Origin of the sequence: Paraburkholderia franconis (assembly GCF_009362735.1) — a bacterium.
Taxonomy (GTDB): domain Bacteria; phylum Pseudomonadota; class Gammaproteobacteria; order Burkholderiales; family Burkholderiaceae; genus Paraburkholderia; species Paraburkholderia franconis.
Window position 1 is genome coordinate 16,188 of the sequence record NZ_WHNP01000063.1, and the last position, 24,802, is coordinate 40,989.

A 24,802-nucleotide genomic window follows, 5' to 3' on the forward strand; every position below is an offset into this window, starting at 1 on the left:
TCGCTTACTCCGCTTGCAGGATGAGGGTGCCGGCCGCATGCGCGCCAGCCAGGTTGCCGCCGGTGCCATGCGCGAGCACGAACTCGCGCCGCGCCACCTGCACCTCGGGGTGAGCCTCGCCCCGGCTCTGCCGCACGGCTTCCAGAATCTTCGTCATCCCGCCCTTGTTGCCGGGATGGTTGTTGCACAGGCCGCCGCCGTCTGTATTGAACGGCAGGCGCCCGACACCGGAGATCAGATTGCCGTCTGCGACGAACCGCCCGCCCTGCCCCTTGGCACAAAACCCGAGGTCTTCGAGCTGGACGATAACCGTGATCGTGAAGCTGTCGTACAGCGACGCGTAGCCGATGTCCGACGGGCCGATGCCCGCTTCCGCGAACGCCGCGGCGCCAGAACGGGCGCCGGCCGACGTCAGGAGGTCGATGCGTCCCGCGTCGGGATGCTTGACCGCCGAACCGGTCCCGATAACGCTCACCTTCGGGCGCCGCAGACGCTGCGCAATTTCGGGCCGCACGATCACCACTGCGCCGCCGCCGTCGGTCACCACGCAGCAGTCGAGACGATGCAGGGGATCGGCCACCAGCGGCGAATCGAGGACGTCGCGAACCGACACCGCTTCGCGATGCACCGCGAGCGGATTGTGCCGCGCGTGGTGGGACGCAGCGACACGCACCCAGGCGAGCTGTTCGGGCGTCGTGCCGAATTCGTGCATGTGGCGCCGCGCCACCATGGCATAGCCGTACATCGGCGGCGGCGGCACGGCAGCCTGGAACGGCAGATTGGGCATCGTGTTGCGGTCCACGCCGGCAAGCATGGTGCCGGCCCCGGCACAGAGCGGCCGGTCCGCCATCGTGATCAGCGCGACATCGCAATGCCCCGCCCGGATCGCCTCGACGGCATGTTCCACATGCAGTAGATATGCGGAACCGCCCGACTCCGTGGTGTCGACGTGACGCAGGTTGCGCAGGCCGATGTACTCGGCCATCGTGAGGCCGCCCAGGCCGGGCGCGTCGGCACCGCAGAAATAGCCGTCGACGTCGTCGAGCGTGAGACCCGCGTCCTCGAGCGCGCCCAGCGCGCCCTGCGCATGCATCTGGGCCGTCGACAGGCCATCGGCGCGCCGCACGGGAAGTTCATAAATGCCCGCAATGTATGCGGTACCAGGTTTGCTCATAGCGCGAGCTTCCTCCATGGGGCCTGCACAACGTCGAAGCGCCACGTCGCCCCGGTATCGAGGCCACCCAGCTGATCCTACGCGTCACAGTATAAGGTAGTCTTATATTTAAATTTACCACCAAACCCATAAAACACGGTAACTAGGGTTTATACGGCGTGGATATCAGCGTGCGTTTTATGTAAGGTAGCCTTATTTACAGAAATGCTTGCACCCGCACCCAATTTCACAGGCAACTCGTTGGACATGACCGCTCACGCCCCTTTCGTCGACATCCCCTTTCTGGAACGCAGCCTGGAGGTCGTCGAGCAGACCGGCGGCACGATCCTGATGCGCAGCAAGGTGCCGCTCGGCCCGGTGGCCGATCATCTTCCGGCCAAGCTGCGGCAACATGCGATCGAGCGGCCGGACCGGCCGTGGCTGAAGCAGCGCTGCCCCCGGACCGGCGACTGGCGCGCGCTCGACTATCGCGAGGCAGGCCGCCAGGTCGACGCCGCGACGCAATGGCTGCTGTCGCAGGACATCGAGGGCTGCAGCGTCATGGTGTTGAGCGGCAACACGCTCGAACATGCGGTCATCGAGCTCGCCGCCATGCAGGCGCGCCTGCCCTATGTGCCGGTGACGCCGGCCTACTCGCTGCTGAGCACGGACCACGCCAAGCTCAGGTCGATGGTCGAGCTGATCAGGCCGGCGGTGGTCTTCGTCCAGAACGCACGTCAATTCGAGGCGGCGCTGCGCGCCATCGGCAGCGGCGGCGCAAAGGTCGTTTACGTCGACGACCCCGTGGCGGGCCTCGGCGCCACGGCCTGGAGCGAGATCATCGCCACGCCGGCGGGACCGGCCGTTCAGGCATCAGTCGATGTGATCGCGCACGACACGATCGCCAAGTACCTGTTTACGTCCGGATCGACCGGCGTTCCCAAGGCGGTCCCGGTCACGCAGCGCATGATCTGCGTATCGATGACGATGCACGCCCAGACGGTCGGCTACGATCACGCCGCCCCGGAATCGGTGCTGCTCGAATGGCTGCCCTGGAGCCACGTCGCGGGCGGCACGGCGATCTTCAACAGCATCCTGCACGACGGCGGCACGATGTATATCGATGACGGACGTCCGATTCCCGGACAGTTCGACAAGACGCTCGAGAACCTCAAGGAAGTCTCCCCGACCCGTTTCAGCAGCGTACCGGCGGGCTACGCCATGCTCGCCGACGCGCTGGAGAACGACGAGTCGCTCGGACAGAACTTCTTCCGCCGCCTGCGCCGCCTGACCTCCTCCGGCGCAAAACTGCCCGACAGCCTGTACAAGCGCCTGCAGGATCAGGCGGTCCGGCACCTGGGGCGGCGCATTCCCTTCGTCGCGGGCTACGGGTCGACCGAAACCTGCGCGGCCACGACCGTCGTGCACTGGCCGACCGAACGTGCCGGCCTGGTCGGTCTTCCCCAGCCCGGCGTCGAACTGAAACTGGTACCGCTCGATCACGAACGCTACGAGGTGCGTACCCGCGCGGCTTCGGTCATGCCCGGCTATCTGCAGCAGCCGGAACTGACGCGCGAGGCGTTCGACGACGACGGTTATTACCGTATGGGCGATGCCGTGACGTTCGTAGACCGCCAGCGGCCCGAGGAAGGGCTGGCCTTCGCCGGTCGCGTCGCCGAGGAATTCAAGCTGCAGTCGGGCATCTTCGTGCGTGTCGGGACCCTGCGCGTCGAAGTGGTGAGCTGTACTGCGCCGCTGCTGCGGGATGTCGTGGTCGCGGGCGCCGACCTGCCATACGTGGGCCTGCTCGCCTGGCACAACCCCGAAGCATGCCGCGACCGCTTCGGCCTGAGCGACGCGGCCGAGCTGGCGCGCCACGCGCCGTTCCACGATGCGCTGCGCGAAGCACTGCGAGTGCATAACCAGCGCCACACCGGTAGCAGCATGCGCGTGCGCCGCGTGCTGCTGCTGCGCGAACCGCCCTCGAGCGATGCCGGCGAAATCACCGACAAGGGCTATGTCAACCAGCGCGCGGTGCTCGCGCGGCGGAGCGGCGCGGTGGAAGCGCTGTATGCCGAACCGCCGTCCGCCGACATCGTGATCATCGAAGCGTGACGTTCACACCGCCCCACTACCGGATCCACATCCCCATGCACACCGAGAACACCGAAGCCGCCCAACCGCTGATCCAGATCGAACGCGAAGACGAGATCGCGCTCGTGAAGCTGAACCGGGCCTCCAAACGCAACGCCATCAACGACGCGCTGCTCGCCGAACTCGACGCGGCGTTTTCGCACGGCCTCAATGGCGCGCGCGCCGTCATCCTGCACGGCGAGGGCGAACACTTCTGCGCCGGCCTGGATCTGTTCGAACTATTGAGCAAGCGCAGCCCCGACGTACTGGTCGGCATGCGCCGCTCCCGGCAATGGCACCGCACCTTCGACCTGATCCAGTATGGCGAACTCCCCGTCATCAGCGTCCTGAAAGGCGGCGTGATCGGCGGCGGCTTCGAACTCGCCGCCGCGACGCACGTGCGCGTCGCCGAGCTCTCGGCATTCTTCCAGCTACCCGAGGGACAGCGCGGCATCTTCCTCGGCGGCGGCGGCTCGGTCAGGATCCCGCGCCTGATCGGCGCCTCGCGCGTGATCGAGATGATGCTGACGGGCAACGTGCTCGACGTCGACACCGCCCACCGGATCGGGCTCGCGCACCACGTGACCGACAACGGCGCAGGTCTCGCCAGGGCGCGCGAACTCGCCGGCGCGATTGTCCGCAATGCGCCGGCCACCAACTACGCGATCATCAACGGTATCGGCAGGATCTCCGAAATGCCGCTCGGCGAAGGCCTGTTCGCCGAGACCATGGTCACGGCGATGACCCGCTCCGCCAATACGGACGCGGCCAAACGCATTTCCGAATTTTTCGACGGCCGCCGGCAGGCGTCCGCGACAGCGGACTGACACCGATCCGATTCCCGCCCACGGCGACGCACGCCTTTTGTCTGGAGTGCCAACATGTTATCGAAAGAAGAAAATGATCTGCTGACCCGGGTCAGCAACGGGGCCCCGATGGGCAAGATGCTCAAGCAGCACTGGTGGATCCCCGCCGCGCTGTCGGACAAGCTCGAGGCCGACGGAAAGCCGCTTCGCGTACGCCTGTTCGGCGAAGACTATGTCGCGTTCCGCGCCACCAGCGGCAAGGTCGGCTTTTTCGACGAGGCCTGCCCGCACCGCCGCGCATCGCTCGCGCTCGCGCGCAACGAAGACAACGCGCTGCGCTGCATCTTCCATGGCTGGAAATTCAACGTCGAAGGCGTCACGGTGGCGGTGCCCACCCAGCCGGTCAATGAAGCGGAATACTGCAAGCACGTTCCCCTGAAGCACTATCCGGTGCGCGAGGAAGGCGGCATGGTCTGGGTCTGGCTGGGCGAAGGCGATACGCCGCCGGCGTTCCCCGAACTGCCCATGGTCGGCCTGCCGCGCGAAAACTTCGTGGTGTTCCGCCAGAAGGTCAACTGCAACTGGCTGCAGGGCGTCGAAACCACCATGGATTCCGCGCACCTCGGCGTGCTCCATCAGAGCTGGCTGGGTGGCCTCGGCGGCGATGTCACCTTCTCGTCGGTCAACATGGCCCCGGTGTATCACCTGCAGCAGAAGCCGTTCGGCTTCCGCTACGCCGCGGTGCGGGCGCTCGAGAACGGCCAGTCCTATGTTCGGACCAATTCGTTCGTCATGCCGTGGTACGGCGTCATCGCTACCGGCAATGCCGGCACCCAGGGCGGCAGCGTCTTCTTCTCGGTGCCGATCGATGACGAGAACATCTACTACTACCAGCTGACCTACCGCGCCGACGGCCCGCTCACCCTGAACCATACCCTGGTCCACGACGATGCCGATTCCTGGCCGCCGCTGCCGCCCGGCGGGGCCGACGACAACTGGGGCCAGGACCGCGAGGCCATGAAGAACGGACACTTCACCGGCTTCACGCAGATGCTGGGCACGGAGGACTTCGCGGTCCTGCTGAGCATGGGCAAGATCGTCGACCGCACCCAGGAATATCTCGGTGCCGGCGATGGCGCCCTGCTGTCGGTGCGCCGTTGCCTCCTGAAGTCGGTGCGCGAATTCATGGGCAACAGCGTGCCGAAACTCGCCTGTCACGACGACATCGACCGCCGCACGATGGAACCGTTTTCCGGCGTCTTCAAGGATGAGGCCGAATGGCGCTCGCTGCTCTGAGCGGCGCCACCCTGGGGAGCGACCGCCCCTGACCGGGCGCGCTCCTTCCGCCGCGCAGCAGTAGGCCACCTCCCTTCAATCAGGAAACATCATATGGCCCGCATTACCGTTGGTATCGGCACCTCCCACAGTCCGATCCTGATCCTGCCCGGCGCCCAATGGCAGCGGCGCGCCCAGGACGACCTCCGCAATCGCTCGCTCTACCTGCTGGACGGCCGCAAGGTGAGTTACGACGAACTTGCCGCAATGCGCGGCACGCCCTATGCCGCGCAAAACGATCCGCGCGACTTCCCCCGCCTCGCTGGCGAGGCCGAAGCCGCGCTCGACCGCCTCGAAGCCTACCTGCATGCGGCGCGCCCGGACGTGGTGCTGGTGATCGGCGACGATCAGGACGAACTCTTCGGCCACGACAACCTGCCCGCCATCTCCATCTACCGGGGCGAGGAAGTCGTCATGAAGGAGATGGACCTGCCGCATCCGCGCCTGACCTGGAGCGACAAGGAGTTCTGGGCCGGCTACGCGATGGACCTGCCGCGCCGCTTCCCGGGCGCTCCGGCGCTGGCCAACGACCTGATCCACCGGCTGATCGCACGCGGTGTCGACGTCGCCACCAGCAACAGCGTGCCCGATCCCGAGCGGCGCGCATTCGGCCACGCCTACGGCTTCATCTATCAGCGCCTGATGAAGAACCTGCGGATACCGATGCTGCCGATCCTGCTGAATACGTATTTCCCGCCCAACAATCCGACGGCGTCACGCTGCCATCACATCGGCAAGTGCATCGCGGAAGCCCTGGCCGAGTCGCCGATCGACGCCCGCGTCGCGATCGTCGCCTCGGGCGGCCTGAGCCATTTCCTTTGCGAAGCCGAGTTCGACCGCAAGATCCTCGAGGCCATCAAGACACGCGATACCGACGTGCTGACCAGCATCCCGCAGGCGTCGCTGTGCTCCGGTTCGTCGGAGATCCGCAACTGGATCACGATGGCCGGTGCCCTCGGCGACCTGAAGTGCGAATACGACCAGTACATTCCGGTCTACCGCACCTCCGCCGGCACGGGCATCGGCCTGGGCTTCGCCGCCTGGCAGTGACGGACGCTCCTGCCGCGAGTTTCGATCACATTTTTCCAAGTACATCACAGCCATGATTATCGATTGCCACGGTCACGTCAGCGCGCCCGCCCAGCTCTGGGTCTACAAGGCGAACTTGGTCTCCCACCTCGGCGCCCACGGCCGCAAGATGCCCGACGTCAGTGACGAGGAGATCATCCGTGCGATGAACAAGAAGGAAATGGGCCCCTGTGGTCACGTCGAGGCGCTCGAGCGCGTCAGCACCGACATGCAGGCGCTCTCGCCGCGCCCGTTCCAGATGATGCACAGCGCCAAACCGGGACGCATCGTCCACTGGTTCACGGAAGAGACCAACAATATCGTCGCGCGTACCGCCGAGCTGTTTCCCGGCAAGTTCATTCCGGTGGCCGGTCTGCCGCAAGTTGCCGGCGCGCCGGTTGAGGAGACCCTGCCGGAACTCGAGCGCTGCGTGAAAATGGGCTTCCGCGGCGTTCTGCTGAACCCGGATCCGTACGAGAACACGGGCACCGAAGCGCCGGCGCTCGGCGACCGCTACTGGTACCCGCTGTACGAAAAGCTCTGCGAACTCGATATCCCGATGCATATCCATGCCACCGGATCGCATTCCGAGCGTTCGCCCTATACCCTGCACTTCGTCAATGAGGAAACCATCGCCGTCTACGGGCTCGTGCACTCCGACGTGTTCAAGGATTTCCCGCAGCTAAAGGTGATCTGCTCGCACGGCGGCGGTTCGATTCCGTACCAGATCGGCCGCTTCCAGTCGGCCGCCGGCCGCGCCGGGAAGAACTTCCTCGAAGGCATGCGCAACATCTACTACGACACGGTGCTCTACTCCGAGGAATCGCTGCGCCTGCTGATCAAGACGGTCGGTGCCGACCGCTGCCTGTTCGGCTCGGAATGCCCGGGCGTGGGTTCGACCGTCGATCCGTCCACGGGACGCGCGCGCGACGACCTGCGGCCGGTCATCGCCAGCTTCGACTGGCTTGGCGAGCACGAGAAGCAGCTGATTTTCGAAGACAACGCGCGCAAGTTATTCGGCCTCGCACGCTGATTTCCACGGCGTGGGCACCGCCCCGGAGAAGGGCCAGGCTCGCGCCGCGTTCACCCTCGTCATAACCGATATTGGAGACATGCATGGTAACGATTGTCGAGGCACCGATAGCATCCAGCGCCCGGCTTAGCGGGCCGTACAAGGCGTGGGTACTACTGCTCGTCACTGTCATCTACGCCTTCAGCTTCATGGACCGCGTGCTGATGTCGATCGCCGCACCCGCGGTCAAGGCCCAGATGCACCTGAGCGACGCCCAGCTCGGCCTGCTGATCGGTCTTGCGTTCGCCCTGCTCTACACCCTTCTGGGCATTCCGATCGCGCGGCTCGCCGAGCGCTTCAACCGCGTGATCATCGTCGCCGTGACCGCCACCATCTGGTCGCTCATGACCGTCGGATGCGGCACGGCGGCCAGCTATGTCCAGCTGCTCGCGTTCCGCACCGGCGTCGGCATCGGCGAGGCAGGCGCCACGCCGGCCGCCTATTCGCTGCTGTCGGACTACTTCCCCGACAAGCGCCGCTCGCTGGTGTTCGCCCTCTACGCGGCGGGCGTCCCATTCGGTGTACTCATCGCATCGTTCGTCGCCGCGCCGCTCGTCAAGAGCCAGGGCTGGCAGCATGCGTTCTTCTACGTCGGCGCCCCGGGCGTGGTTCTCGGCCTGCTGGCCTACCTCACCATCAAGGAACCGGCCCGCGCCGCCGCGACGAAAGCCGGCGGCGACAGCGTGCCGAAGTTCTCCGCCGTGCTCCGCGCTATGGCATCCACCTCGGCCTCCCGACACATGATCGTGGCGGTGATCCTCGGCATGTTCGCAATGTCCGCGATCATCCTGTTCCTGCCGATCTACTTCGCGCGCGTCTATGGCATGAACTTCGCCCAGGCGGGCATCTCCTTCGGCCTGATCGGCGGTGTGGGCGGCATCATCGGCAACGTGATCAGCGGCTATCTGGCCGACCGGCTCGGCAAGCGCAACCCCGTCTGGAACGGCCGCATCCCCGCGCTGGGCTGCATGGCGGCCAGCGTGCTGGCCGGACTGGCCTTCCTTCAGCCCCAGGCCGCCCCGTGCGTGGCGCTCCTGGTGGTATTCGCGGTCTGCATGAACTTCTGGAATGGCCCCTCGTTCGCGGTGATCCTGTCGCTGCTCGAACCGCGCATGCGCGCCACCGCGTCCGCACTGACGCTGTCGGCGATGGCGCTGCTCGGACAGGGCCTCGGCCCGTGGTACTCCGGCGTGATCAGCGACGTCTTCGCGCGGCACCTGTTCGGCCGGCCCGACTTCGCGCAGATGTGCGTGCTCGCCCGGCATGCAGCGCCGGGCACGCCGGCGCAGGTGCCGGCGGACATCGCTGCGCTTTGCCATTCGGCGACCACCACCGGCCTCCAGTACGCCATGCTGACGATCGCGCCGGTCCTGCTCTGGGCGGCGGTTCACTACCGGATCGCCGGCCGCAAGTTCGCCGCGCTCAAGGCGCAGCCGGCCTGAACCGGCGGGACGCCGGCTCGTCCGCCATCAGATACCCATGGGCAGTCTGCTCATGGGTACTTTTCCTTGGTGTGCAGAGCGCCATCCTCATGACATCATCGACCATGCCCCTCGACCCGAAAGATTTTCCCTTCCGCCCGGTCCCGTTCCTGCCGCGGGATATCGATCTGCAGCACCAGCCCGACGGATCCCTGATCGTGCGCAGCAGGATTCCGCTAAAACCCAGCGCGCCTCACATTCCCTCGCTCCTGCACCGCAATGCGCGGAACCGCCCGACACATCCCTGGCTGGTGCAGCGGCGCGGCGCCGACGATGAATGGCAAAGCCTGACCTACCGGGACGGACTGGCACAGGTCCAGTCCGCCACGCAGTTCCTGCTCGATCTGGACCGCCCCGGCCGGACCGTCATGGTGCTCAGCGAGAACTCCCTGGAGCATGGCGTGCTGGAAGTCGCGGCCATGCAGGCCGGCATGCCCTATTCGCCGATCACAACGGCCTACTCGCTGCTAAGCCATGATCACGAGAAGTTGCGCGCCATGGTCCGCCTGCTGGAGCCGGCGGTGATCTTCGCGCAGAGCGGAACCCGGTACGAGAAGGCGCTGCGCGCGATCGGCGGCGACGCCATGATCATCTGCGCGGACGATCCCATCGACCATCCGCGCGTGACAACCTGGTCGCAGGTCACCGGCACCGTGCCGACCGCCGCGGTACAGGCCGCGATCGATTCGCTCACGCCCGACACCGTGGCGAAATATCAATTCACCTCGGGTTCGACCGGCACGCCCAAGGCGGTGATCGTCACGCAGGGCATGCTGACCACCTCGCTGGCCATGACCACGCAGATGATCCAGTGGGAGGCCGGCGACACGCCGGAAATCGTTCTGCTCGACTGGCTGCCCTGGAGCCACGTGGCCGGCGGGCACAGCGTCTTCAACTGCATCCTCGACGAAGGCGGCACGCTGTATATCGACGACGGCCGGCCGACGCCCGCCGAATTCCACAGGACGCTGCGCAATCTGCGGACTATCTCGCCCTCACGCTTCAGCGGCGTGCCGGTGGCCTACGCGATGCTGGCGGAGGCGCTGCAAAAGGACGATCTCCTCGGCGCGTCGCTGTTCCGCCACCTGCATCGCCTGACATACTCGGGCGCGCGGCTGCCGGATGCCGTCCACGACGCGATCCAGCAACAGGCCGTGCGGCATACCGGACACCGGATTCCGTTCGTCTCGGCCTACGGTTCCACCGAAACCTCGGCCGCGGTCACTTACGTCCACTGGGCCGCCGAGCAGACGGGCCTGATCGGCCTGCCGCATCCCGGCGTGGATCTCAAGCTGATCCCCCTGGGAGACAACGCCCGATACGAAATCCGGGTCCGCAGCCCGGCCGTCACTCGGGGCTATATGAAACAGCCCGTGCTGAGCCGCGAGGCTTTCGACGAGGACGGATTCCTGTGCATGGGCGATGCCGCCGCGTTCGTGGATGCCGATCGTCCGGAGGAAGGCTTCAGGTTTGCGGGCCGGGTGGCGGAGGAATTCAAGCTGCAGTCCGGCGTGTTCGTGCGGGTCAGCAGCCTGAGAGTCGATTGCCTCAACGCGGCGGCGCCGCTTCTGAGCGATCTGGTCATCACCGGCGCCGATCGCGACTACGTCGGCGCGCTCGCATGGCTGAACGTGGCGGCCTGCCGGGATTTCCTCGGACATGCCGGCCTGGATTTCGCCGGCCTCGCCGCTCATCCGGCGCTCCGCGCCGCGCTGCAGAATGCGTTCGCCGCCCATAACGCGCGGCATCCGGGCAGCAGTACCCGCGTCCGCCGGCTGTGGCTGCTGGAAAAGCCCGCGTCGCTGGACCAGGGCGAGACCAACGACAAAGGCTATATCAACCAGCGCAAGGTGCTCGAACAGCGCAGCGACGCGGTTCGCTCGCTCTATGCCGCAGCGGATCACCCGAATCTCGTGTGCATCGACTGACACCGGCCGGACAACGAAAAGCGCCGGCACCCTTCAGGGTGCCGGCGCTTTTTCATCGGGCCGTGCAACGACGGCCCCCGGCACCACGCGGTCATCCCGCGTGCGTCTGCCGGAAGATCAGTGCGTCAGGAAGTCGACGACCAGACGGTTGAACTCGTCCGCGTGCTCCCACTGAGCCCAGTGACCGCACTTCGCGAAGATATGCAGACGCGAATCCTGCAGCGTGTTGATCATGCGCAGGCCGTGGTCGATGGGCACGAACCGGTCGTCGCGGCCCCAGGTGATCAGGGTCTTGTGCGGAATCTGATGGAAGTGTGCCGACAGATCCCAGGTCGTCGACGGGCAGAGCTTGCCGCTCTCGACCCAGTTCTTCAGATGGTTGAGGTTCGACTGGATGTTGTTCCAGCGGCCTTGGCGCAGCTCTTCGGTGATCGCCGACGGGTTATAGACGAACACGTCGAGCATGGCCTCGAAGTTTTCGTAGGTCGGCTGCGCATAGAGCCTGCCCATGCGCTTGATGCCCTCGCCCGGCTGCGGCTGGAGGATGCTCGGGCCCTGCGCGCCCGGGCCCATCAGCACCATGCGGTCCATGCGCTCCGGGAATTCGAGCGCGAAGGCCAGCGCCGAGGCGCCCCCCATCGAGTTGCCCACCAGGTGAGCCTTGTCGATACCGAGGACGTCCATCACAGCCTTGGTCGCGCGCGCGTTCACGAAGTTGCGCGGAGTGCTCGGCACGATTTCGTCGGACTTGTTGAAACCCGGGCTGTCGATCAGCAGCACGCGGAAGCCCGCGCCGACCAGCGCCTCGATGTTGCGGTAATAATTGCTCCAGCCGCTGGCGCCGGGGCCGCCGCCATGCAGCATCAGTACGGCGGGGCCGCTGCCGGCCTCGTTCAGGTGGATCCGGAAATTCTCGAGGCCCGGTTCGTTGATCGTAACGAACTTGCTGGTGCCGGCTTCAGTCAGAGACATAAATGCGCTCCAATCATGCGTGTCAAGGTGTAAAAAAATTCGCCGGACGGCGGGACGGTGTGCCCCTGCCGGCGCTTAACGGGCGTACTGCAACGGCGGCAACGCCTCTCCCATCAGGAAACCGCCCAGATTGCCGGCGTTGTCGTCTGCGTTCTGCGTGATGTGGTTCGACGCGGCCATCACGTCGCGCACGATGCGCTGGATCGGGTTGTCGAGATAGATGCCGCGCGCGGACAGTGCCTTGAACAGCAGCTGCACGGCCTGATCGCATTCGCGGCCCACACGCGCGATATCGAGCGCATAGGCCACCCGGCTCGCCAGCGGGATCAGTTCACGGCGCTCGACAATGGGCGTGGTCTCGATCTGCATCATCAGCAGCCGCGCGCGCGACGAACGCACCAGGGCCGTGGCATTGCCGAGGCGGTCCTTGACGTACGGGCTGGCGCTGGTCTGCTTGCCGTTGCCCGAATTGCGGCGAGTCGCCATCTGTTCGACGAACAGGTCGATCGCGCCCTGCGCCATACCGACGATCACGGCCGATACCGAGCCGCAGAACACCTGCGTGAACGGGAAAAGGTACATGCTGCCGCGATCGCTCATCGAGTAATCGGCAAGACTGTGGGTATGGCATTCCGGAACAAACGTTTCCTGGACCTGCAGGCTCTTGCTGCCTGTCCCCGCGAGCCCGCAGACCTGCCAGTCGTCGATGATCGTATAGGCCGAGCGCGGCACCAGCACGGCAATGCGGTCCACCGGCGGCTTGCCTTCCTCGCCGGGCGCCATCACGCCCAGAATCGCCCACTGGCCGTGATCAGTACCGCTCGACGTCGGCCAGCGACCGCTGATCACGTAACCGCCCTCGACCCTGCGGCATGCGCCGACCGGCGCATACGACGAGGCGACGATCACGCTGTCGTCCCGGCCCCAGACGTCGTCACCGGCGCGCGGGTCGAACAGGCCGAATTCCCACGGATGCACGCCCAGGATCATCAGGTTCCACGCGCTGCTGCTGCAGCCGCGGCCGACTTCCATCAGGATCTTGAAGAACACCGACGGATTCATTTCATACCCGCCCCAGCGGCGCGGCTGCAGCACGCGCAGGAAACCGGCCTCGCGGAACTTCTCAATGATGTCGGCCGGCACGCCGCGCGCGGCCTCGACTTCCGCCGCGCGGGTCCGCAGCCACGGCACCATCGCGCGGGCACGTTCGATCAGTTCGTCTTCGCCCGGTACGGCGTGCCCGATATCGCTTTTCAGTACACTGCTCATCTCTATTCCCTCTTCCTCTGCCCAGGCCGGTTACATCTTCAGCTTGGAAAAATTTCGGTTGAAGTACATCAGCGGCCCTTGCGCTTCCTGCGTGCAGCGCACTTCGATCACGTCGCAGATGAATACCGTGTGCGACTTGCCGCCCGGAATGGCGTCCACCACCCGGCAGCCGAACGACACCAGCGCGTCCTTGAGCCGGGGGATGGCCAGTTTGCCGTCCTCCCAATCCGGGGCGACGAAACGATCTTCGCCACGCGCTTCCATGACCATGCCCGCGAATCGGCGGGCCGTTTCCTCCTGCTGCTCGCTGAGCACGTTCACGCTCAACAGGCCGGCCTCGTGAATCACGTCGTGCGCATAGACCGACTTATTGACGCAGATCAACAGGCGCGCCGGATCGGCGCTGACCGAACACACCGCCGTGGCGGTCAGTCCTGCGCGCAGCGCACCGCTGCGCGTCGCGATTACCGAACAGCTTCCCGCCAGATATCGCATGCCGGCCGCGAACGATGCACTGTCCACGCTCGCGCGGGCCATGCCAAATAAATTAGGATTGCTCATATTCAATGAAGATTGACTCGATGCTTCCGACATATATCCATTGACTCCGTCAGCCGCGCGGCGGCTCTCCACGCTGATGCCCCCAATCGCTCAGACGCGAGTAGGTCGTGACTTTCCAGGTCGCATCGTCGATCACGATGCCGCCGTGGCCGTACTCGATCGCGAAGCCCGATGGCGAACGCACGTAGAACGAGAACATCTGGTCGTTGGGGTGATGGCCCAGATGCATCACGATCGGCAGGCCGGCGGCCAGACAGCGGTCGTAGGCCAGTCCGACGTCGTTCATGTCCTTGACCTGCACCATGAGGTGCCCCAGCAGTTTTTCGCCGGGCAGCTCGCCGGTCGCCAGTGAGTGATGGCGGCCGCTCGCGGTGTGCATGAAGGTCACGTCGAAGGTCTTTCCGGGAATCACGTCCGCGCGGATGTAGTCGCTGATCTTCAGGCCCAGGCCCGAACGATAGAATTCGATCGTCTTCTTCGCATCGGCCGACCGCGTGACGATATGCCCGAGCCCCAGTACCCCGGTCTCGAAGCCCGCGCCGCGCATGACGGTGGACCGGAAGCCATCGCTCATCAGCGCGATCCACGGGCCGTAATAGAAGCCATGGCGGAAGCCGTTCGGATCGTCGCAGCAATACAGTGTCTCGACGCTGCGGCGCCTGCATTCCTCGGCACTTGCCTGTTCCACACGGGTGCCGTAGGCGCGCAGCTGCTCGACATAACGCGTCAGCTGCTCTTCCGTGTCGAATTCCCAGCCGGCTTCGAGCAGGTCGTCCGCGTCGTTCTTCTCGAGCACCACGCGTTGCAGACGTTCGTCCATGCGCAGCGCCAGGGATTGGTCGTCCTCACGCTCGCAGACCTGGAACCCCAGGATGTCGCGGGCGAACACGGTCCAGGCATCGAAATCCTTCACGCCCAGCACGACATACCCGAGGCTCGATATTTCTGCGGGGAAATCAGTCATTTTATCTATCCTTGTTTTCCATGATCGGAGGCGTTCGGCACAGCCCCTGCGCCGGGCGGCCCCGTCTATCGCTTGATGTTTCGCGAGGCCTGGAAGAAGCACACCGCCGAGGCCGCCACCATCACGATCGGCACCAGCAGCGCATAGCGCAGGCCTTGGGCCGCGGCCTGGTGACAGCTCATCAGTATGCTGGCTGCCGGCGCCGCGCCGTGCGGCAGCACGCACATGGCGTGATAGTCACCGCCGGTGAATCCGTATTTCGCCAAACGATCGCTCAGGAAACCGACCATCGCCGGGCCCAGCCCCTGCCCCACCAGGTTCATCAGCAGGAACACCAGTGCCGAAGCCGTGGCACGCATGCGCGGCTCGACCAGACCATGCACGATCGAAAACGTCGGTCCGTTCCAGACATTGAGCGCGATAGTCGTCAGCAGCAGCAGCGGAATGCCGATATACCAGGTGGACGTCAGAAACGAGACCGCCGTCAACGGGATCGCGAACAGCGAACCCAGCGCGGGAATCCAGGCGTACCAGCGGCGGTCCCGGCGCGAAGCCCAGTCCGAACCGTAGCCGCCGATCAGGCCGCCGACGATCGCGCCGCCGCCATTGACGAAGGCGAAACCCAGCCCGGCGTGTTCCATGCTCATGCCGTACACCCGGCCCAGGTAGATCGGCAGGAACATCAAGGTGCCGTAGAGCGCGACGGCAGCAGTCATCACGCCCGCCGACATCTGCCAGAACACCTTCTCACGGAAGAAGACCTTCAGCACCTCGCCCAGCGACGGCACCGCTTCGCTCGCGGTGGCGCTCAACCCGTCGGCCTGGCCGCGCTGCGGTTCGCGAATGGTCAGATAAGCGAGCGCCCCCAGCACCAGGCCCGGGATGCCGACGACATAGAATGCCGCGCGCCACCCGTAATGCTGCGCAATCAAGCCGCCGCCGAGCGCGCCCAGGACGACGCCGATCGGCGGCCCGAGGGCATAGATGCCGAGCGCGGTGGCGCGGCGATGGGCGGGGAACTGGTCGGAAATCAGCGAGTGCGAGGTCGGCGTACTGCCAGCCTCGCCGATACCAACGCCCAGCCGGTAGGCCATCAGCCAGCCGAAACTGGTGGCCGTGCCGGACAGCAGGGTCATCACCGACCATGCCGCAATCGAGATCGCGATCATCACGACGCGACTGTACCGTTCGGCCAGGCGGGCAATCGGAATGCCCAGCGTGGCATAGAAGACCGAGAAGGCGAAACCGCTCAGCAGGCCGACCTGCAGATCGCTCAGGCCCATCTGTACCTTGAGCGCAGGTCCGACGACCGCGACGATGATGCGATCGACGAAACTCGACGCATACACCAGCACCAGCAGCAGCAGCAGCCACCGCTCATACCAGCGGCTTCTCGCGCCCGCCAGGCTCCTTGTCCCTCCGACCAACTCGCTCATCTCGCCGTCTCCTGTTGTATCCGGGCCGGTCCGCCCGTCACACATGCCTGTTATTTAGGTATTCTTATTATTTTTCATGAAGCCGCGTACCGGGGACGCCCTGTCCGTCTTCAGAACCAGGTCACGAAACCCGCGCCCACGCCGGTACCAGCGGGCGTGCGACGCAGCGGCAGGTATTCGCAGCTCCGTACCTGCAGCCCTTCCAGCGCACCGGCGGCCGTCACCCAGTTCAGGATCTCCGACGATCCAGAATTCAGTGCGCCGCGCGGCAGATTGCGCAGGAAATCGGCATCCCTGTTTTCCAGGGCCGCGAGGATCTTGCGATCCAGCGGCTCGTCCACCACGAAGTGGCTCAGGCCGCCCGACGCCACCACGGTCACGCGCAGATCGTCCGGCCAGGACTCGACCACGCGCCGGATCGCCCGGCCGATGTCGTGGCAGCGCCGTGCCGACGGCACGTTGGGCCCGAAATACGTATTGAGCAGCACCGGCACGATCGGGATCTGGCGGTCGCCGAACAGACGTTTCACGACGAAGCCGTAGGCGTGCCCGAAGCCCTGCTTGAGTGGATTTTCGACGCGATCGCAGGCGGCAACGTCGATATCCTCGTCGATCAGGCCGGTAATCAGCTGCAATGCAAGCTCGGGAGCGCACTTCAGTTCGTGCACCCGGTCGAGCATGTAGCCGCGGCGCACCGTGCGCAGCCAGTCCGGCGTGGCCGGATCCTGCAGCTTGTCGATCGTATGCGCGATCGCGCCGTGGTAGATCGCGAAAGCCGGCTGATTCGCGCCGTTGAACAGTTCGGCCTGATCGTCGCCGATGATGACCACCGCGTCCGGGTTCGCTTCGGCCAGCGCCGCCGCCAGCTTGTCGAGCTCCGCGTTGCACGCCTGCTCCTTGAGGCTCAGCGATGCAACGTCGATCTCGCCGGCATAGCGCGGCCCGACCTCGGCCAGCAGGTCCGCATAGGGAATCAGGCGCCCGTCGGACAGGTTGAGCTTCGGATTCTCGTAATCGATGTTCGCGCGATGGATCCACTGCGCCGCCCCCAGTGTCAGGAGCGGCGTGTGCGAGGTGGCAATGCCGGAAACGATTCGGGCCATGGTGAGGCATCAGTCGAGTTTGAAGCGGGAATACAGCTTCATGCAGTTGCATCTGAAGATGTTTTCCTTGTCCTGCGCCGACAGCGACTCGATGCTCTCGATCACCGGCTTCAGGTCGTCGAGGTCACGGCCCGTCTCCGGATCCATCGCGCTGCCCGTGCCCGGCTTCTCGGTCGCGAACAGCACACGGTCGGCGCCCACTTTCTTGATCAGTAGTTCCAACGAATCCTGGTCGTAGTTCGTGGTATCGAAATGCAGCTTGCGCAGCTGGTCTTCGAATCGCGTCACGCCGCGGCGCAGGTTCCACGCGCGGAAACGGCCCATCTGGTAGGGAATCGCGCCGCCGCCATGCGGGAAGATCAGCTTCAGGTTCGGGAAGCGCTCGAAGACATCCGATTCCGTCAGCGAGATGATGCCGATGCTTTCCTCGTTGATGAACTTGAGCGTGTAGCTCTCCCGCGGACTGCAACTGCCCGCCGAGTGGATCAGCGCCGGGATATCGAGTTCGCACAGCTTCTCGTACAGCGGGAACCAGAATTCGTCGCCCAGTCCCGGCGGCGGAGCGCCATCGCCTTCGGTCGGATCCGGGTTTAGCAGACAGCCGATGAAGCCCTGCTCCTTGACGCGGAATTCCAGTTCCTTCAGGCAGTTCACCGGGCTGCTGTCGCGGTATTGCGGCAGGCCGGCCACGGCACGGAAGCGGTCCGGAAACAGTTCCACCGTGCGATGCACGAGGTCGTTCATATGGCGCGTCCACAGCGCCGTGACTTTCGACGGCTTGACCGAATGCATCTGCATATAGGGGCGCGGCGACAGGAACTGGATGTCCGTACCCACCCGGTCCATGATGTCGACGATGCTCTGCCCCGCCTTGTGCACCGCCTCGTCGTTCAGCTTCGGCACGCCCAGCGTGGGGTTGCCACGGTTCGAAGCCAGCTCGGCCATGAATTTATAGCTTTCCGCCGGCAGCACCACGTGCGCGTGGGAATCGATGATCAGGGACATATCTGTTCGTTATCCTGTGAAGTTGTTCAAATCGTGGCGGGTCCGGCGTTACAGCGATGCCTGCCAGTCGCCATCGCTGTCGTAAAGGCCGGAAATCGGCATGATGGCGCGGTAGTCGACCTCTTCGTGCCGGGCCAGCGCCGGCGTACGGCCGTCCGCGAATTCCTTCAGCGAATTGAGCAGGCAGCGGCGCACCTGCATCACCGCGCCATCGCCGGCGCCAAGGAATTCCCTGGTGCGGTCGGTGGTGGTGCCCATGCTCAGCAGGATCGCAAAATCCTCGGTGCCGAGCGTCTGCGGGAAGCCCGAAAAGTGCCCGTCCTTCATCGCCTCGCGATCCTGGCCCCAGTTGTCCTCGCCCGAACGCGACGGGATCGGCGGCCAGTTGTCGCGGTTCTCCGGGAACAGGTAGGCTTCATGCGGCACGGCCTGATCGAGAATGAAGGTCATGTGCCAGTACCAGGTGTTCTCGTCGTCGATCGGCACCGAGAAGAACAGTTGGGCGCGCGTGACATCGGTAGCCTTGCGCGGCGAAATCACGCCGAACCAAGGCATCACGAACGAATTGGTGCGGACATAAGACTTGCCGCCCTCGAGCGCGCGCACCGCGGCATAGCGGAAACCGTATTCCTTCGGCTTGATCTTGTAGACCGGCGCCTGGTTGACCGAGGCGTTCGACATCTCGTGCTCGAGCCACGACTGGTGAAGCACACCTACGTGCGCCGAATCCATGGTGGTCTCGACCGCCTGCAGCCAGTTGCACTCGAGGCGCTGGCGATGCACCACGCAGTTGGCCTCGGGCAGATCCGTGAACGGCAGGTCGGCAAACTTCGGCGGCGTGTCGCCTTCGCCCAGCCACACCCAGACGACGCCCCCCGCTTCGCGCACCGGATAGTGCTTCAGCGGCACGTGCTTGCAATATTCCTTCTCGTTGCCCGGTTGAGTGGGCACGGCTACCGTGACGCCTTCGACATTGAACTTCCAGCCATGGAAGATACAGCGCAGGGCGTTGTCCTCGTTGCGCGCGAGCGCCAGCGAGGCGCGGCGGTGCGGACAGGCCTCGTCGAAAAAGCCGACCTTGCCGTTAGTGGCGCGGAACACGACGTAGTCGTGACCGAACAGACGCACGCGCTGCGGCTTACCCTCTGCTTCCAGCGCCTGCGAACGCAGCGCCGGCACCCACCAGTGCTGACGCAGCATCTTCCCCATCGGCGCATCGCCGCAGACCCGCGTCAACAATTCGTTATCCTCAATAGTTGCCATGATATCCGGTGTCTCTCGATTCGATGCCTGCTGCAGCCCGCCGGTCGTCCGGCGCCCCGCTGCAGCGCGTTGCGGTGACTGTGGGCCGGCTCAGTCGCTCCCGACCACCGCCACCACTTCAAGCTGGATCAGCATGTCGCCCGCCAGATCGGCAATCAGCGCATGACGCGCCGGACGATCCTCGGGATCCGGGAACAGTTCGAGCCAGGGTCCGTTGACTACCGGACGCAGCGAACCGTCCTTGAGAAACACCGTGACGCGCACGATATCCTCGACCGTGCCGCCGCCCCGCTCGACCAGCGTGCGCAGGTGCTGGAACGCGAATCGCGCCTGCGATTCGGCGTCGGGCGGCAGGGTGCCTGTCTCGGGATCCTTGCCGGCGATCCCCGATGACCAGATGATGTTGCCCTTGCGGGCACCCATCGGAATCGGCGTCCGCCCGTGCGTGACGCCCGGCACCTCGATTGAACGCTTTCCTGCTCGATTCATCATGCCACCTGATTATCTGTTCACCGCAGGCCATCTGACCCGCACGGCGCAAAACTTCGACTGAACTCACTTGCCGACTGCCGGGCCGTCTCGCACCGAAGCTCGACGCCCGCACCAGCAAATGAATTCGCCCGTCAGCCGTCCCGTCAAATAATATCAGTCACCCTTACTATAAAAACTGGTAGTTTCCCTTATATTGCATCCATCAGCTCCAAAAACGATAAGGCCACTTTACAATTCCGCTTATGACCCAGATCTCCGGAGAGACCGCCGACAGCCGCCGCACCGCCGTTTCCGTACCAGCGGAATGCGGGCGGCGCCTGCAAGGAACTTTGTTATGCTAGACAACCCGACAGCCGCCATACCGCGAAACGCGGCTTCATCGCCACTGCCGGCAATGCAACGTATGAGTACCTCACTGAGTATTTTTTTTCTGGTTCAGCAGACATACCGTTTGGTCACGACCCGGGTGGAAGAAGCGCTCGACAAGGAAGGCATGACCGCGCGGCATTTCCTGCTGCTCGATCTGCTGGCGTCCCATGAGCCCTGCTCGTCGGCCGATCTGGCGCGGCTCGCCTGTATGACCGCGCAGGCCATGGGCGAATCGGTCAAGGCGCTGAAAAAGCGCGGGCTCCTGGACAAGACCGGCAGTCCCGACGACGGCCGCACCCTGCTGATTCGCCGCAGCGCGCTGGGCTGGGAAACGTACATCCGCTGCAATCGTGCGGTTCAACAGGCAGAGGAGGATTTCTTCTCGTGCCTCCCCCCGATGGAGCTCGCACGCGTGCGCGGCAGCCTCGCCCTGGTACGCGAACTGGAAGTGGCCAGACGGCAAGGCGACGAATGACCCGCCGGCCCGCGCCGGTTTTCACCGCCGCTGCTGCGTCTGGCCGGCCAGGAAAAGCAGCGCGATCAGGCCGATGAGAGGCCCCATCGCCAGCGTCAGGAAGGCCATCTGAAACGAATGCCCGATCGCGAACACGCCGCCGACCACGATCGGCGCGAGGGCGCTGCCGCACTGCTGCACGGCGTTGGTCAGCCCCGCGGCGGCGCCCGCGTATTTCTCCCCCGACACCCAAGTCACCTGCGTCAGGAACAGCGGTGTCGTGCCGAAGGCCACCACCCCAAGCACCGGCGCGAGCACATGGAACGCCGGAATGGTCGAGCACTGCCCGAACATCACCATCGTTCCCGCGAAGCAGATCATGCAGACGATCGACAACACCTTCGCCGAGCCGTGGAAGATATCCAGCAGCCAGCCCACCAGCGGTTTCCCGATCGCGCCCGCCAGACCGAACGTGGCGATGATCGAACCCGCCAGGATCGGCGAGATGCCGTGGGCCTTCGTCATGAGCGCGTTGCTCCAGGCGGAGAAACCCACCGTCGCCCACAGCGCACCGCAGCCCGCAAGCGCAAGACAGATCAGGTTGCGGTTACGCAAAAGGATGCTGATCTCGGCCCGCGTGATCTTGCTGCCATTCTCGCTCGCGGCTGAGCCGTCCCGCAGCAGCGCCGCGCAAACGATTCCCCAACACAGCGTCACGCCGCCCAGTACCTGGAACACGCTCTGCCAGCCATGCGCGGCGGACATCGAGGGGACCGTCGCGTTCGTCAGCACGACCGACAGCGAGGTGGCCGTGGCGTAAATGCCCAGCGCGCGTCCGCGTTCCCTGCCGAACCACGACGATATCAGCTTGACGCCGGCCGAATAGTCCGCGCCGCCCGCCAGGCCCATCACGAACTGGATCGCCAGCCCGGTGTGCAGATTGCGCGTGAAGCTGAAACCGAAGGTCGCGATACCCAGCGGGATCATCGCGAGCGCCAGCATCTTGCGTCCGCCCATGACGTCCGTGACCAGTCCGCCGAAGACATTGGCGATCACGTAGCCGATATAGAAGGCGGTCACGAACGAGCCCAGCATGTCCACCTTGAGGCTCAGCGAGTTGCCCACCGGCGCCGCGATCGTGCTCCACGCGACACGATCGACGCAACTCATGAGAAAGGCGCCCCAGACCAGCAAAAGCACGAACCAGCGATAGACGGCGTGCGACGGCCGGCCGTCCCGGCCGATCGATTGGCGCATGCCGGCCCGGTCGGTGACCGATCCCGTCGTCTCCATAGCCCATCCTGTTCTTGATTCGAATATCCACGCGGCGAAGCCATTAAATCAGCAACGGGCAGCGGTAGCCGACACGTTTCGAGATAACAGCCATCTCGCTTATCGGATATCGGAGGGCGGATCCGCCGGGCCAGGCTCGCCCGGCTCGACATGACAACGGGCATCGAGCCAGAAGCCGTCCCGGTACAGCAGCGTCGCCTGTTCCAGGATGATCCGCCTGACGGTGCGGATCGCCATCGAGAGCGTGTCGCGGCGCGGCATGACCAGGCAAAGCCGCCACGAAGCCAGGGCGCTTCTGAACGGCACGGCGATCAGACGCCCCGCCGACAGTTCATGCGAGAGAAAGCTGCGGCTGAAGACGGTACAGCCGAGACCGCGCTCGACGATGCCCTTGGTCGAGCGGATGCTGTCGCTTTCGAATACGACATTCGGATGGATGTTATGGCCCGCGCACAGCCGGTCCACGAGCACGCGGATACTGTGCGGCGAGCGCGGCAGGATCAGGGGGAGCCGCGCCAGATCCTCGACCGCGCATGCGTCGGGAAATTCGGTCCGGGCCAGCGCCCTGGCCCGCGGCGTCCCCGGCGTGATTAGGAACAGCGGCTCGGTCACGAGCGGCTGGACCTCCATATTGGGCCCGAGTTCCGGGTTGTACATCAGGGCCACGTCCACTTCCCCGTTACTGAGCCACTGGTGGATCACGTCCGCCGTGCTCTCGCGGATCTGGGGCACGATCTTCGGATAGTCGACCACGCAACGTTCGAGCACCATCGGCGCGAGCACCGGCCCGGTCGCCGGCGGCATGGCGATCCTGACCAGTCCTTCGGATTCCGAATTGATACCCCGGACATCGGCCTCGATACGCTCCACCTCCCGGATCAGCGCCTCTGCATTGGCGAACAGGACCGCGCCCGCGGCGGTCAGGCTGACGCCGCGCCCGTGCCGCAGGAACAGGGCCGTGCCGAAATGCTGCTCCAGGCGGGACACCCGCTTGGACAGCGACGACTGCGCGACGCGAAGACGCACCGCCGCCGCGGAAAAACTCCGGGTGCGGGCAACGGAGATAAAGGCGTGGACGTCTTCTATGAGCATGTTGGACTCGAAACGGGACGCGCATGCCCCAGAAAATCTCGACCGGCGAGACAGTATAGGCTCATCGGTCCATTTCGAGATATCAGTTATCTCACTTTTTGTCGGCGCGAAACACCCACTGCTGATCCAATCGCTCCATACACACCTTCGGCACAGAGGAAAGCATGAAAGTCGTCCGTTTCAACGACAATCGCCTCGGCATCAGCGACGGCGAGAAAGTCATCGACGTCACCGACCTGTTCGGCGCCGGTCCCGGCGAATGGCCGCCGGTCGGCATGAACCGGCTGATCCGGGATTTCGCCCGGCACCGCGCCGACTTCTCGCGCCGCCTGGAGAACGAAGCGGGCGTGCCGCTGAGCTCGGTGCGCCTCGAAACGCCGGTGCCGTGGCCGAACAAGCTGATGGCCTATCCGGTCAATTACCACGACCACGCCACCGAAATGGCCTCGAAAGGCCTGGCCAGCGTGCAGGGTTATTTCCTGAAATCGAACTCGTCGCTGAGCGGCCCGCAGGATCCGGTCGTGCTGCCGGCGCTGAAGAGCGGCCGCGAAATCCATCAAGAGTGCGAAATCGGCCTGATCATCGGCAAGGAAGGCCGCCAGATCGCGCCGGAAAACGCGCTCGAGCACGTCTTCGGCTTCGCCTGTCTGCTCGACATGACCGTGCGCGGCAAGGAAGAGCGCGTGTTCCGCAAGTCGTACGACAGCTTCACGCCGGTCGGTCCGTGGATCACTACCGCCGACGAGGTGCCTGACATCGAGGACATCGACATGCAGTTGTGCGTCAATGACCAGCCGCGCCAGAAGGCCAACACCCGGGACTTGATCGTCAATATCCGCCAGATGATCTCGATCGCCTCGTCGGCCTCCACGCTCTACCCCGGTGACATCATCGCCACCGGTACGCCAGCGGGCGTCGACAAGGTCGTGCCCGGCGACGTCATTACGATCGAAGTGGCCAATATCGGCAGGATGTCGATACCGGTCGTCCAGGGCGAGCTCGGCGAAAACATCGTGTTCGCCAAGCCCTACGAATTCGTTCGTGCCCGTTAAGGAGAACGTCGATGAGCAAGCAGGCACATCCGGCCAACGCCGAAACGATCGGACGTCTCGAGGCGACCGGCAATCTCGACGAGATCTACCCGGTGCTGGCCGGGCTGCGTGCCACCCCCGGCTGGCACAAGAAGCGCTCCTCGCTATGGAAGGAACCGCGCACCGAATACCAGCCGCTGCACTGGAGCTATGAGGTCTGCGCCAGGCAATGTCCCGGGCGTAGTTGAAGGTTGAAGGCGGCGGTTCCCCGTTGGAAATCCGAGAGAATCGGGTTTCGACGACCAACTTCCCGGACAGGGGACCAAGGAGAACCGCCAAATGAAGCGTACCAAGAAGAAGCCCCAAAGCGCCAGCGCGCCGTTGCACGTGGTGCCCAAGCAGGACCCGGACGGGCTGCGCGCCTGTTTTGCCGAGAACAGTCAGCTCCTGTTGCCCATGCTCGATCTGATTCAGAACACCCGCGCCAGCATCGACGAGTTAATGCACGAAGCCGGCCGTAGC

Annotated in this window: 22 protein-coding genes and 1 pseudogene; 11 read left to right on the forward strand and 12 right to left on the reverse strand. The window is 64.9% G+C overall.

Going from position 1 to position 24,802, the window contains the following annotated elements; genetic code table 11:
- Window positions 1-4: 4 nt before the first annotated feature.
- Entirely contained in the window at window positions 5-1,174 is a 1,170-nt protein-coding gene (locus tag GCT13_RS37235) for a thiolase domain-containing protein (protein WP_152766962.1), read from the reverse strand.
- 246 nt (window positions 1,175-1,420) lie between these two features.
- On the opposite strand from GCT13_RS37235, the gene GCT13_RS37240 reads away from it, so the two are divergent.
- The 7 genes from GCT13_RS37240 to GCT13_RS37270 all read left to right on the forward strand — a co-directional run bounded on the left by GCT13_RS37240 (window position 1,421) and on the right by GCT13_RS37270 (window position 10,976).
- Window positions 1,421-3,268 (forward strand): AMP-binding protein, encoded by a 1,848-nt coding sequence (locus GCT13_RS37240; RefSeq protein WP_227747214.1) that lies wholly within the window; start codon window positions 1,421-1,423, stop codon window positions 3,266-3,268.
- A 35-nt stretch (window positions 3,269-3,303) separates the two neighbouring features.
- Entirely contained in the window at window positions 3,304-4,113 is an 810-nt protein-coding gene (locus GCT13_RS37245; RefSeq protein ID WP_152766966.1) for a crotonase/enoyl-CoA hydratase family protein, read from the forward strand.
- A gap of 54 nt (window positions 4,114-4,167) precedes the next feature.
- Window positions 4,168-5,388 carry a Rieske 2Fe-2S domain-containing protein gene (locus GCT13_RS37250; protein ID WP_227747210.1) on the forward strand — a complete coding sequence of 407 codons (1,221 nt, stop codon included), beginning with the start codon at window positions 4,168-4,170 and terminating at the stop codon, window positions 5,386-5,388.
- Between the two features lie 93 nt (window positions 5,389-5,481).
- Window positions 5,482-6,477 carry a DODA-type extradiol aromatic ring-opening family dioxygenase gene (locus GCT13_RS37255; protein WP_152766968.1) on the forward strand — a complete coding sequence of 332 codons (996 nt, stop codon included), beginning with the start codon at window positions 5,482-5,484 and terminating at the stop codon, window positions 6,475-6,477.
- A 52-nt stretch (window positions 6,478-6,529) separates the two neighbouring features.
- Window positions 6,530-7,528, forward strand: coding sequence for an amidohydrolase family protein (locus GCT13_RS37260; protein ID WP_152766970.1), 999 nt, complete (start codon window positions 6,530-6,532; stop codon window positions 7,526-7,528).
- Between the two features lie 83 nt (window positions 7,529-7,611).
- Complete coding sequence (locus GCT13_RS37265; protein ID WP_152766972.1) at window positions 7,612-9,009, forward strand: spinster family MFS transporter; 1,398 nt, start codon at window positions 7,612-7,614, stop codon at window positions 9,007-9,009.
- A 104-nt stretch (window positions 9,010-9,113) separates the two neighbouring features.
- The gene (locus GCT13_RS37270) at window positions 9,114-10,976 is read left to right on the forward strand and encodes an AMP-binding protein (RefSeq protein WP_152766974.1); all 1,863 of its coding nucleotides are present in this window, start codon (window positions 9,114-9,116) and stop codon (window positions 10,974-10,976) included.
- Between the two features lie 117 nt (window positions 10,977-11,093).
- Here GCT13_RS37270 and bphD read toward each other — a convergent pair whose 3' ends face one another.
- The 9 genes from bphD to GCT13_RS37315 form a co-directional block, all read right to left on the reverse strand.
- Window positions 11,094-11,948 carry a 2-hydroxy-6-oxo-6-phenylhexa-2,4-dienoate hydrolase gene (gene bphD, locus GCT13_RS37275; protein ID WP_152766976.1) on the reverse strand — a complete coding sequence of 285 codons (855 nt, stop codon included), beginning with the start codon at window positions 11,946-11,948 and terminating at the stop codon, window positions 11,094-11,096.
- A gap of 75 nt (window positions 11,949-12,023) precedes the next feature.
- Window positions 12,024-13,217 carry an acyl-CoA dehydrogenase family protein gene (locus GCT13_RS37280; protein WP_152766980.1) on the reverse strand — a complete coding sequence of 398 codons (1,194 nt, stop codon included), beginning with the start codon at window positions 13,215-13,217 and terminating at the stop codon, window positions 12,024-12,026.
- A gap of 30 nt (window positions 13,218-13,247) precedes the next feature.
- Window positions 13,248-13,811, reverse strand: a complete 564-nt coding sequence (locus tag GCT13_RS37285; RefSeq protein ID WP_227747211.1) for a flavin reductase family protein — start codon at window positions 13,809-13,811, stop codon at window positions 13,248-13,250.
- Between the two features lie 16 nt (window positions 13,812-13,827).
- Window positions 13,828-14,742 carry a VOC family protein gene (locus GCT13_RS37290; RefSeq protein ID WP_152766994.1) on the reverse strand — a complete coding sequence of 305 codons (915 nt, stop codon included), beginning with the start codon at window positions 14,740-14,742 and terminating at the stop codon, window positions 13,828-13,830.
- A 65-nt stretch (window positions 14,743-14,807) separates the two neighbouring features.
- Window positions 14,808-16,178, reverse strand: coding sequence for a spinster family MFS transporter (locus tag GCT13_RS37295; protein WP_152766982.1), 1,371 nt, complete (start codon window positions 16,176-16,178; stop codon window positions 14,808-14,810).
- A 110-nt stretch (window positions 16,179-16,288) separates the two neighbouring features.
- A complete protein-coding gene (locus tag GCT13_RS37300) occupies window positions 16,289-17,281 on the reverse strand; it encodes a DODA-type extradiol aromatic ring-opening family dioxygenase (protein ID WP_152766984.1) in 993 nt (330 codons plus the stop codon).
- A gap of 9 nt (window positions 17,282-17,290) precedes the next feature.
- A complete protein-coding gene (locus GCT13_RS37305) occupies window positions 17,291-18,286 on the reverse strand; it encodes an amidohydrolase family protein (RefSeq protein ID WP_152766986.1) in 996 nt (331 codons plus the stop codon).
- A 48-nt stretch (window positions 18,287-18,334) separates the two neighbouring features.
- The gene (locus tag GCT13_RS37310) at window positions 18,335-19,549 is read right to left on the reverse strand and encodes a Rieske 2Fe-2S domain-containing protein (protein ID WP_227747212.1); all 1,215 of its coding nucleotides are present in this window, start codon (window positions 19,547-19,549) and stop codon (window positions 18,335-18,337) included.
- A 90-nt stretch (window positions 19,550-19,639) separates the two neighbouring features.
- Window positions 19,640-20,041, reverse strand: coding sequence for a RidA family protein (locus tag GCT13_RS37315; RefSeq protein ID WP_227747213.1), 402 nt, complete (start codon window positions 20,039-20,041; stop codon window positions 19,640-19,642).
- A gap of 403 nt (window positions 20,042-20,444) precedes the next feature.
- Between GCT13_RS37315 and GCT13_RS37320 the strand changes: the two genes are divergently transcribed.
- Window positions 20,445-20,885 (forward strand): MarR family winged helix-turn-helix transcriptional regulator, encoded by a 441-nt coding sequence (locus GCT13_RS37320; protein ID WP_193727854.1) that lies wholly within the window; start codon window positions 20,445-20,447, stop codon window positions 20,883-20,885.
- A 21-nt stretch (window positions 20,886-20,906) separates the two neighbouring features.
- Here the strand turns inward: GCT13_RS37320 and GCT13_RS37325 are convergent, their stop codons facing one another.
- Both GCT13_RS37325 and GCT13_RS37330 read right to left on the reverse strand, forming a co-directional pair.
- Window positions 20,907-22,157, reverse strand: a complete 1,251-nt coding sequence (locus GCT13_RS37325; RefSeq protein ID WP_152766988.1) for an MFS transporter — start codon at window positions 22,155-22,157, stop codon at window positions 20,907-20,909.
- A 99-nt stretch (window positions 22,158-22,256) separates the two neighbouring features.
- Entirely contained in the window at window positions 22,257-23,249 is a 993-nt protein-coding gene (locus GCT13_RS37330) for a LysR family transcriptional regulator (protein WP_152766989.1), read from the reverse strand.
- Window positions 23,250-23,413: 164 nt separating this feature from the next.
- Between GCT13_RS37330 and GCT13_RS37335 the strand changes: the two genes are divergently transcribed.
- The 3 genes and pseudogenes from GCT13_RS37335 to GCT13_RS37345 form a co-directional block, all read left to right on the forward strand.
- Window positions 23,414-24,301 carry a fumarylacetoacetate hydrolase family protein gene (locus GCT13_RS37335; RefSeq protein ID WP_152766990.1) on the forward strand — a complete coding sequence of 296 codons (888 nt, stop codon included), beginning with the start codon at window positions 23,414-23,416 and terminating at the stop codon, window positions 24,299-24,301.
- An 11-nt stretch (window positions 24,302-24,312) separates the two neighbouring features.
- Window positions 24,313-24,528 (forward strand): hypothetical protein, encoded by a 216-nt coding sequence (locus tag GCT13_RS37340; protein ID WP_193727855.1) that lies wholly within the window; start codon window positions 24,313-24,315, stop codon window positions 24,526-24,528.
- Between the two features lie 91 nt (window positions 24,529-24,619).
- Window positions 24,620-24,802: pseudogene (locus GCT13_RS37345) on the forward strand (IS256 family transposase); the annotation flags it as partial.

Bases quoted from the DNA above. Each gene is read 5' to 3' on its own strand.
- GCT13_RS37235 (WP_152766962.1), bottom strand. From the start codon at position 1,174: ATGAGCAAACCTGGTACCGCATACATTGCGGGCATTTATGAACTTCCC.
- GCT13_RS37240 (WP_227747214.1), top strand. From the start codon at position 1,421: ATGACCGCTCACGCCCCTTTCGTCGACATCCCCTTTCTGGAACGCAGC.
- GCT13_RS37245 (WP_152766966.1), top strand. From the start codon at position 3,304: ATGCACACCGAGAACACCGAAGCCGCCCAACCGCTGATCCAGATCGAA.
- GCT13_RS37250 (WP_227747210.1), top strand. From the start codon at position 4,168: ATGTTATCGAAAGAAGAAAATGATCTGCTGACCCGGGTCAGCAACGGG.
- GCT13_RS37255 (WP_152766968.1), top strand. From the start codon at position 5,482: ATGGCCCGCATTACCGTTGGTATCGGCACCTCCCACAGTCCGATCCTG.
- GCT13_RS37260 (WP_152766970.1), top strand. From the start codon at position 6,530: ATGATTATCGATTGCCACGGTCACGTCAGCGCGCCCGCCCAGCTCTGG.
- GCT13_RS37265 (WP_152766972.1), top strand. From the start codon at position 7,612: ATGGTAACGATTGTCGAGGCACCGATAGCATCCAGCGCCCGGCTTAGC.
- GCT13_RS37270 (WP_152766974.1), top strand. From the start codon at position 9,114: ATGCCCCTCGACCCGAAAGATTTTCCCTTCCGCCCGGTCCCGTTCCTG.
- bphD (WP_152766976.1), bottom strand. From the start codon at position 11,948: ATGTCTCTGACTGAAGCCGGCACCAGCAAGTTCGTTACGATCAACGAA.
- GCT13_RS37280 (WP_152766980.1), bottom strand. From the start codon at position 13,217: ATGAGCAGTGTACTGAAAAGCGATATCGGGCACGCCGTACCGGGCGAA.
- GCT13_RS37285 (WP_227747211.1), bottom strand. From the start codon at position 13,811: ATGTCGGAAGCATCGAGTCAATCTTCATTGAATATGAGCAATCCTAAT.
- GCT13_RS37290 (WP_152766994.1), bottom strand. From the start codon at position 14,742: ATGACTGATTTCCCCGCAGAAATATCGAGCCTCGGGTATGTCGTGCTG.
- GCT13_RS37295 (WP_152766982.1), bottom strand. From the start codon at position 16,178: ATGAGCGAGTTGGTCGGAGGGACAAGGAGCCTGGCGGGCGCGAGAAGC.
- GCT13_RS37300 (WP_152766984.1), bottom strand. From the start codon at position 17,281: ATGGCCCGAATCGTTTCCGGCATTGCCACCTCGCACACGCCGCTCCTG.
- GCT13_RS37305 (WP_152766986.1), bottom strand. From the start codon at position 18,286: ATGTCCCTGATCATCGATTCCCACGCGCACGTGGTGCTGCCGGCGGAA.
- GCT13_RS37310 (WP_227747212.1), bottom strand. From the start codon at position 19,549: ATGGCAACTATTGAGGATAACGAATTGTTGACGCGGGTCTGCGGCGAT.
- GCT13_RS37315 (WP_227747213.1), bottom strand. From the start codon at position 20,041: ATGATGAATCGAGCAGGAAAGCGTTCAATCGAGGTGCCGGGCGTCACG.
- GCT13_RS37320 (WP_193727854.1), top strand. From the start codon at position 20,445: ATGAGTACCTCACTGAGTATTTTTTTTCTGGTTCAGCAGACATACCGT.
- GCT13_RS37325 (WP_152766988.1), bottom strand. From the start codon at position 22,157: ATGGAGACGACGGGATCGGTCACCGACCGGGCCGGCATGCGCCAATCG.
- GCT13_RS37330 (WP_152766989.1), bottom strand. From the start codon at position 23,249: ATGCTCATAGAAGACGTCCACGCCTTTATCTCCGTTGCCCGCACCCGG.
- GCT13_RS37335 (WP_152766990.1), top strand. From the start codon at position 23,414: ATGAAAGTCGTCCGTTTCAACGACAATCGCCTCGGCATCAGCGACGGC.
- GCT13_RS37340 (WP_193727855.1), top strand. From the start codon at position 24,313: ATGAGCAAGCAGGCACATCCGGCCAACGCCGAAACGATCGGACGTCTC.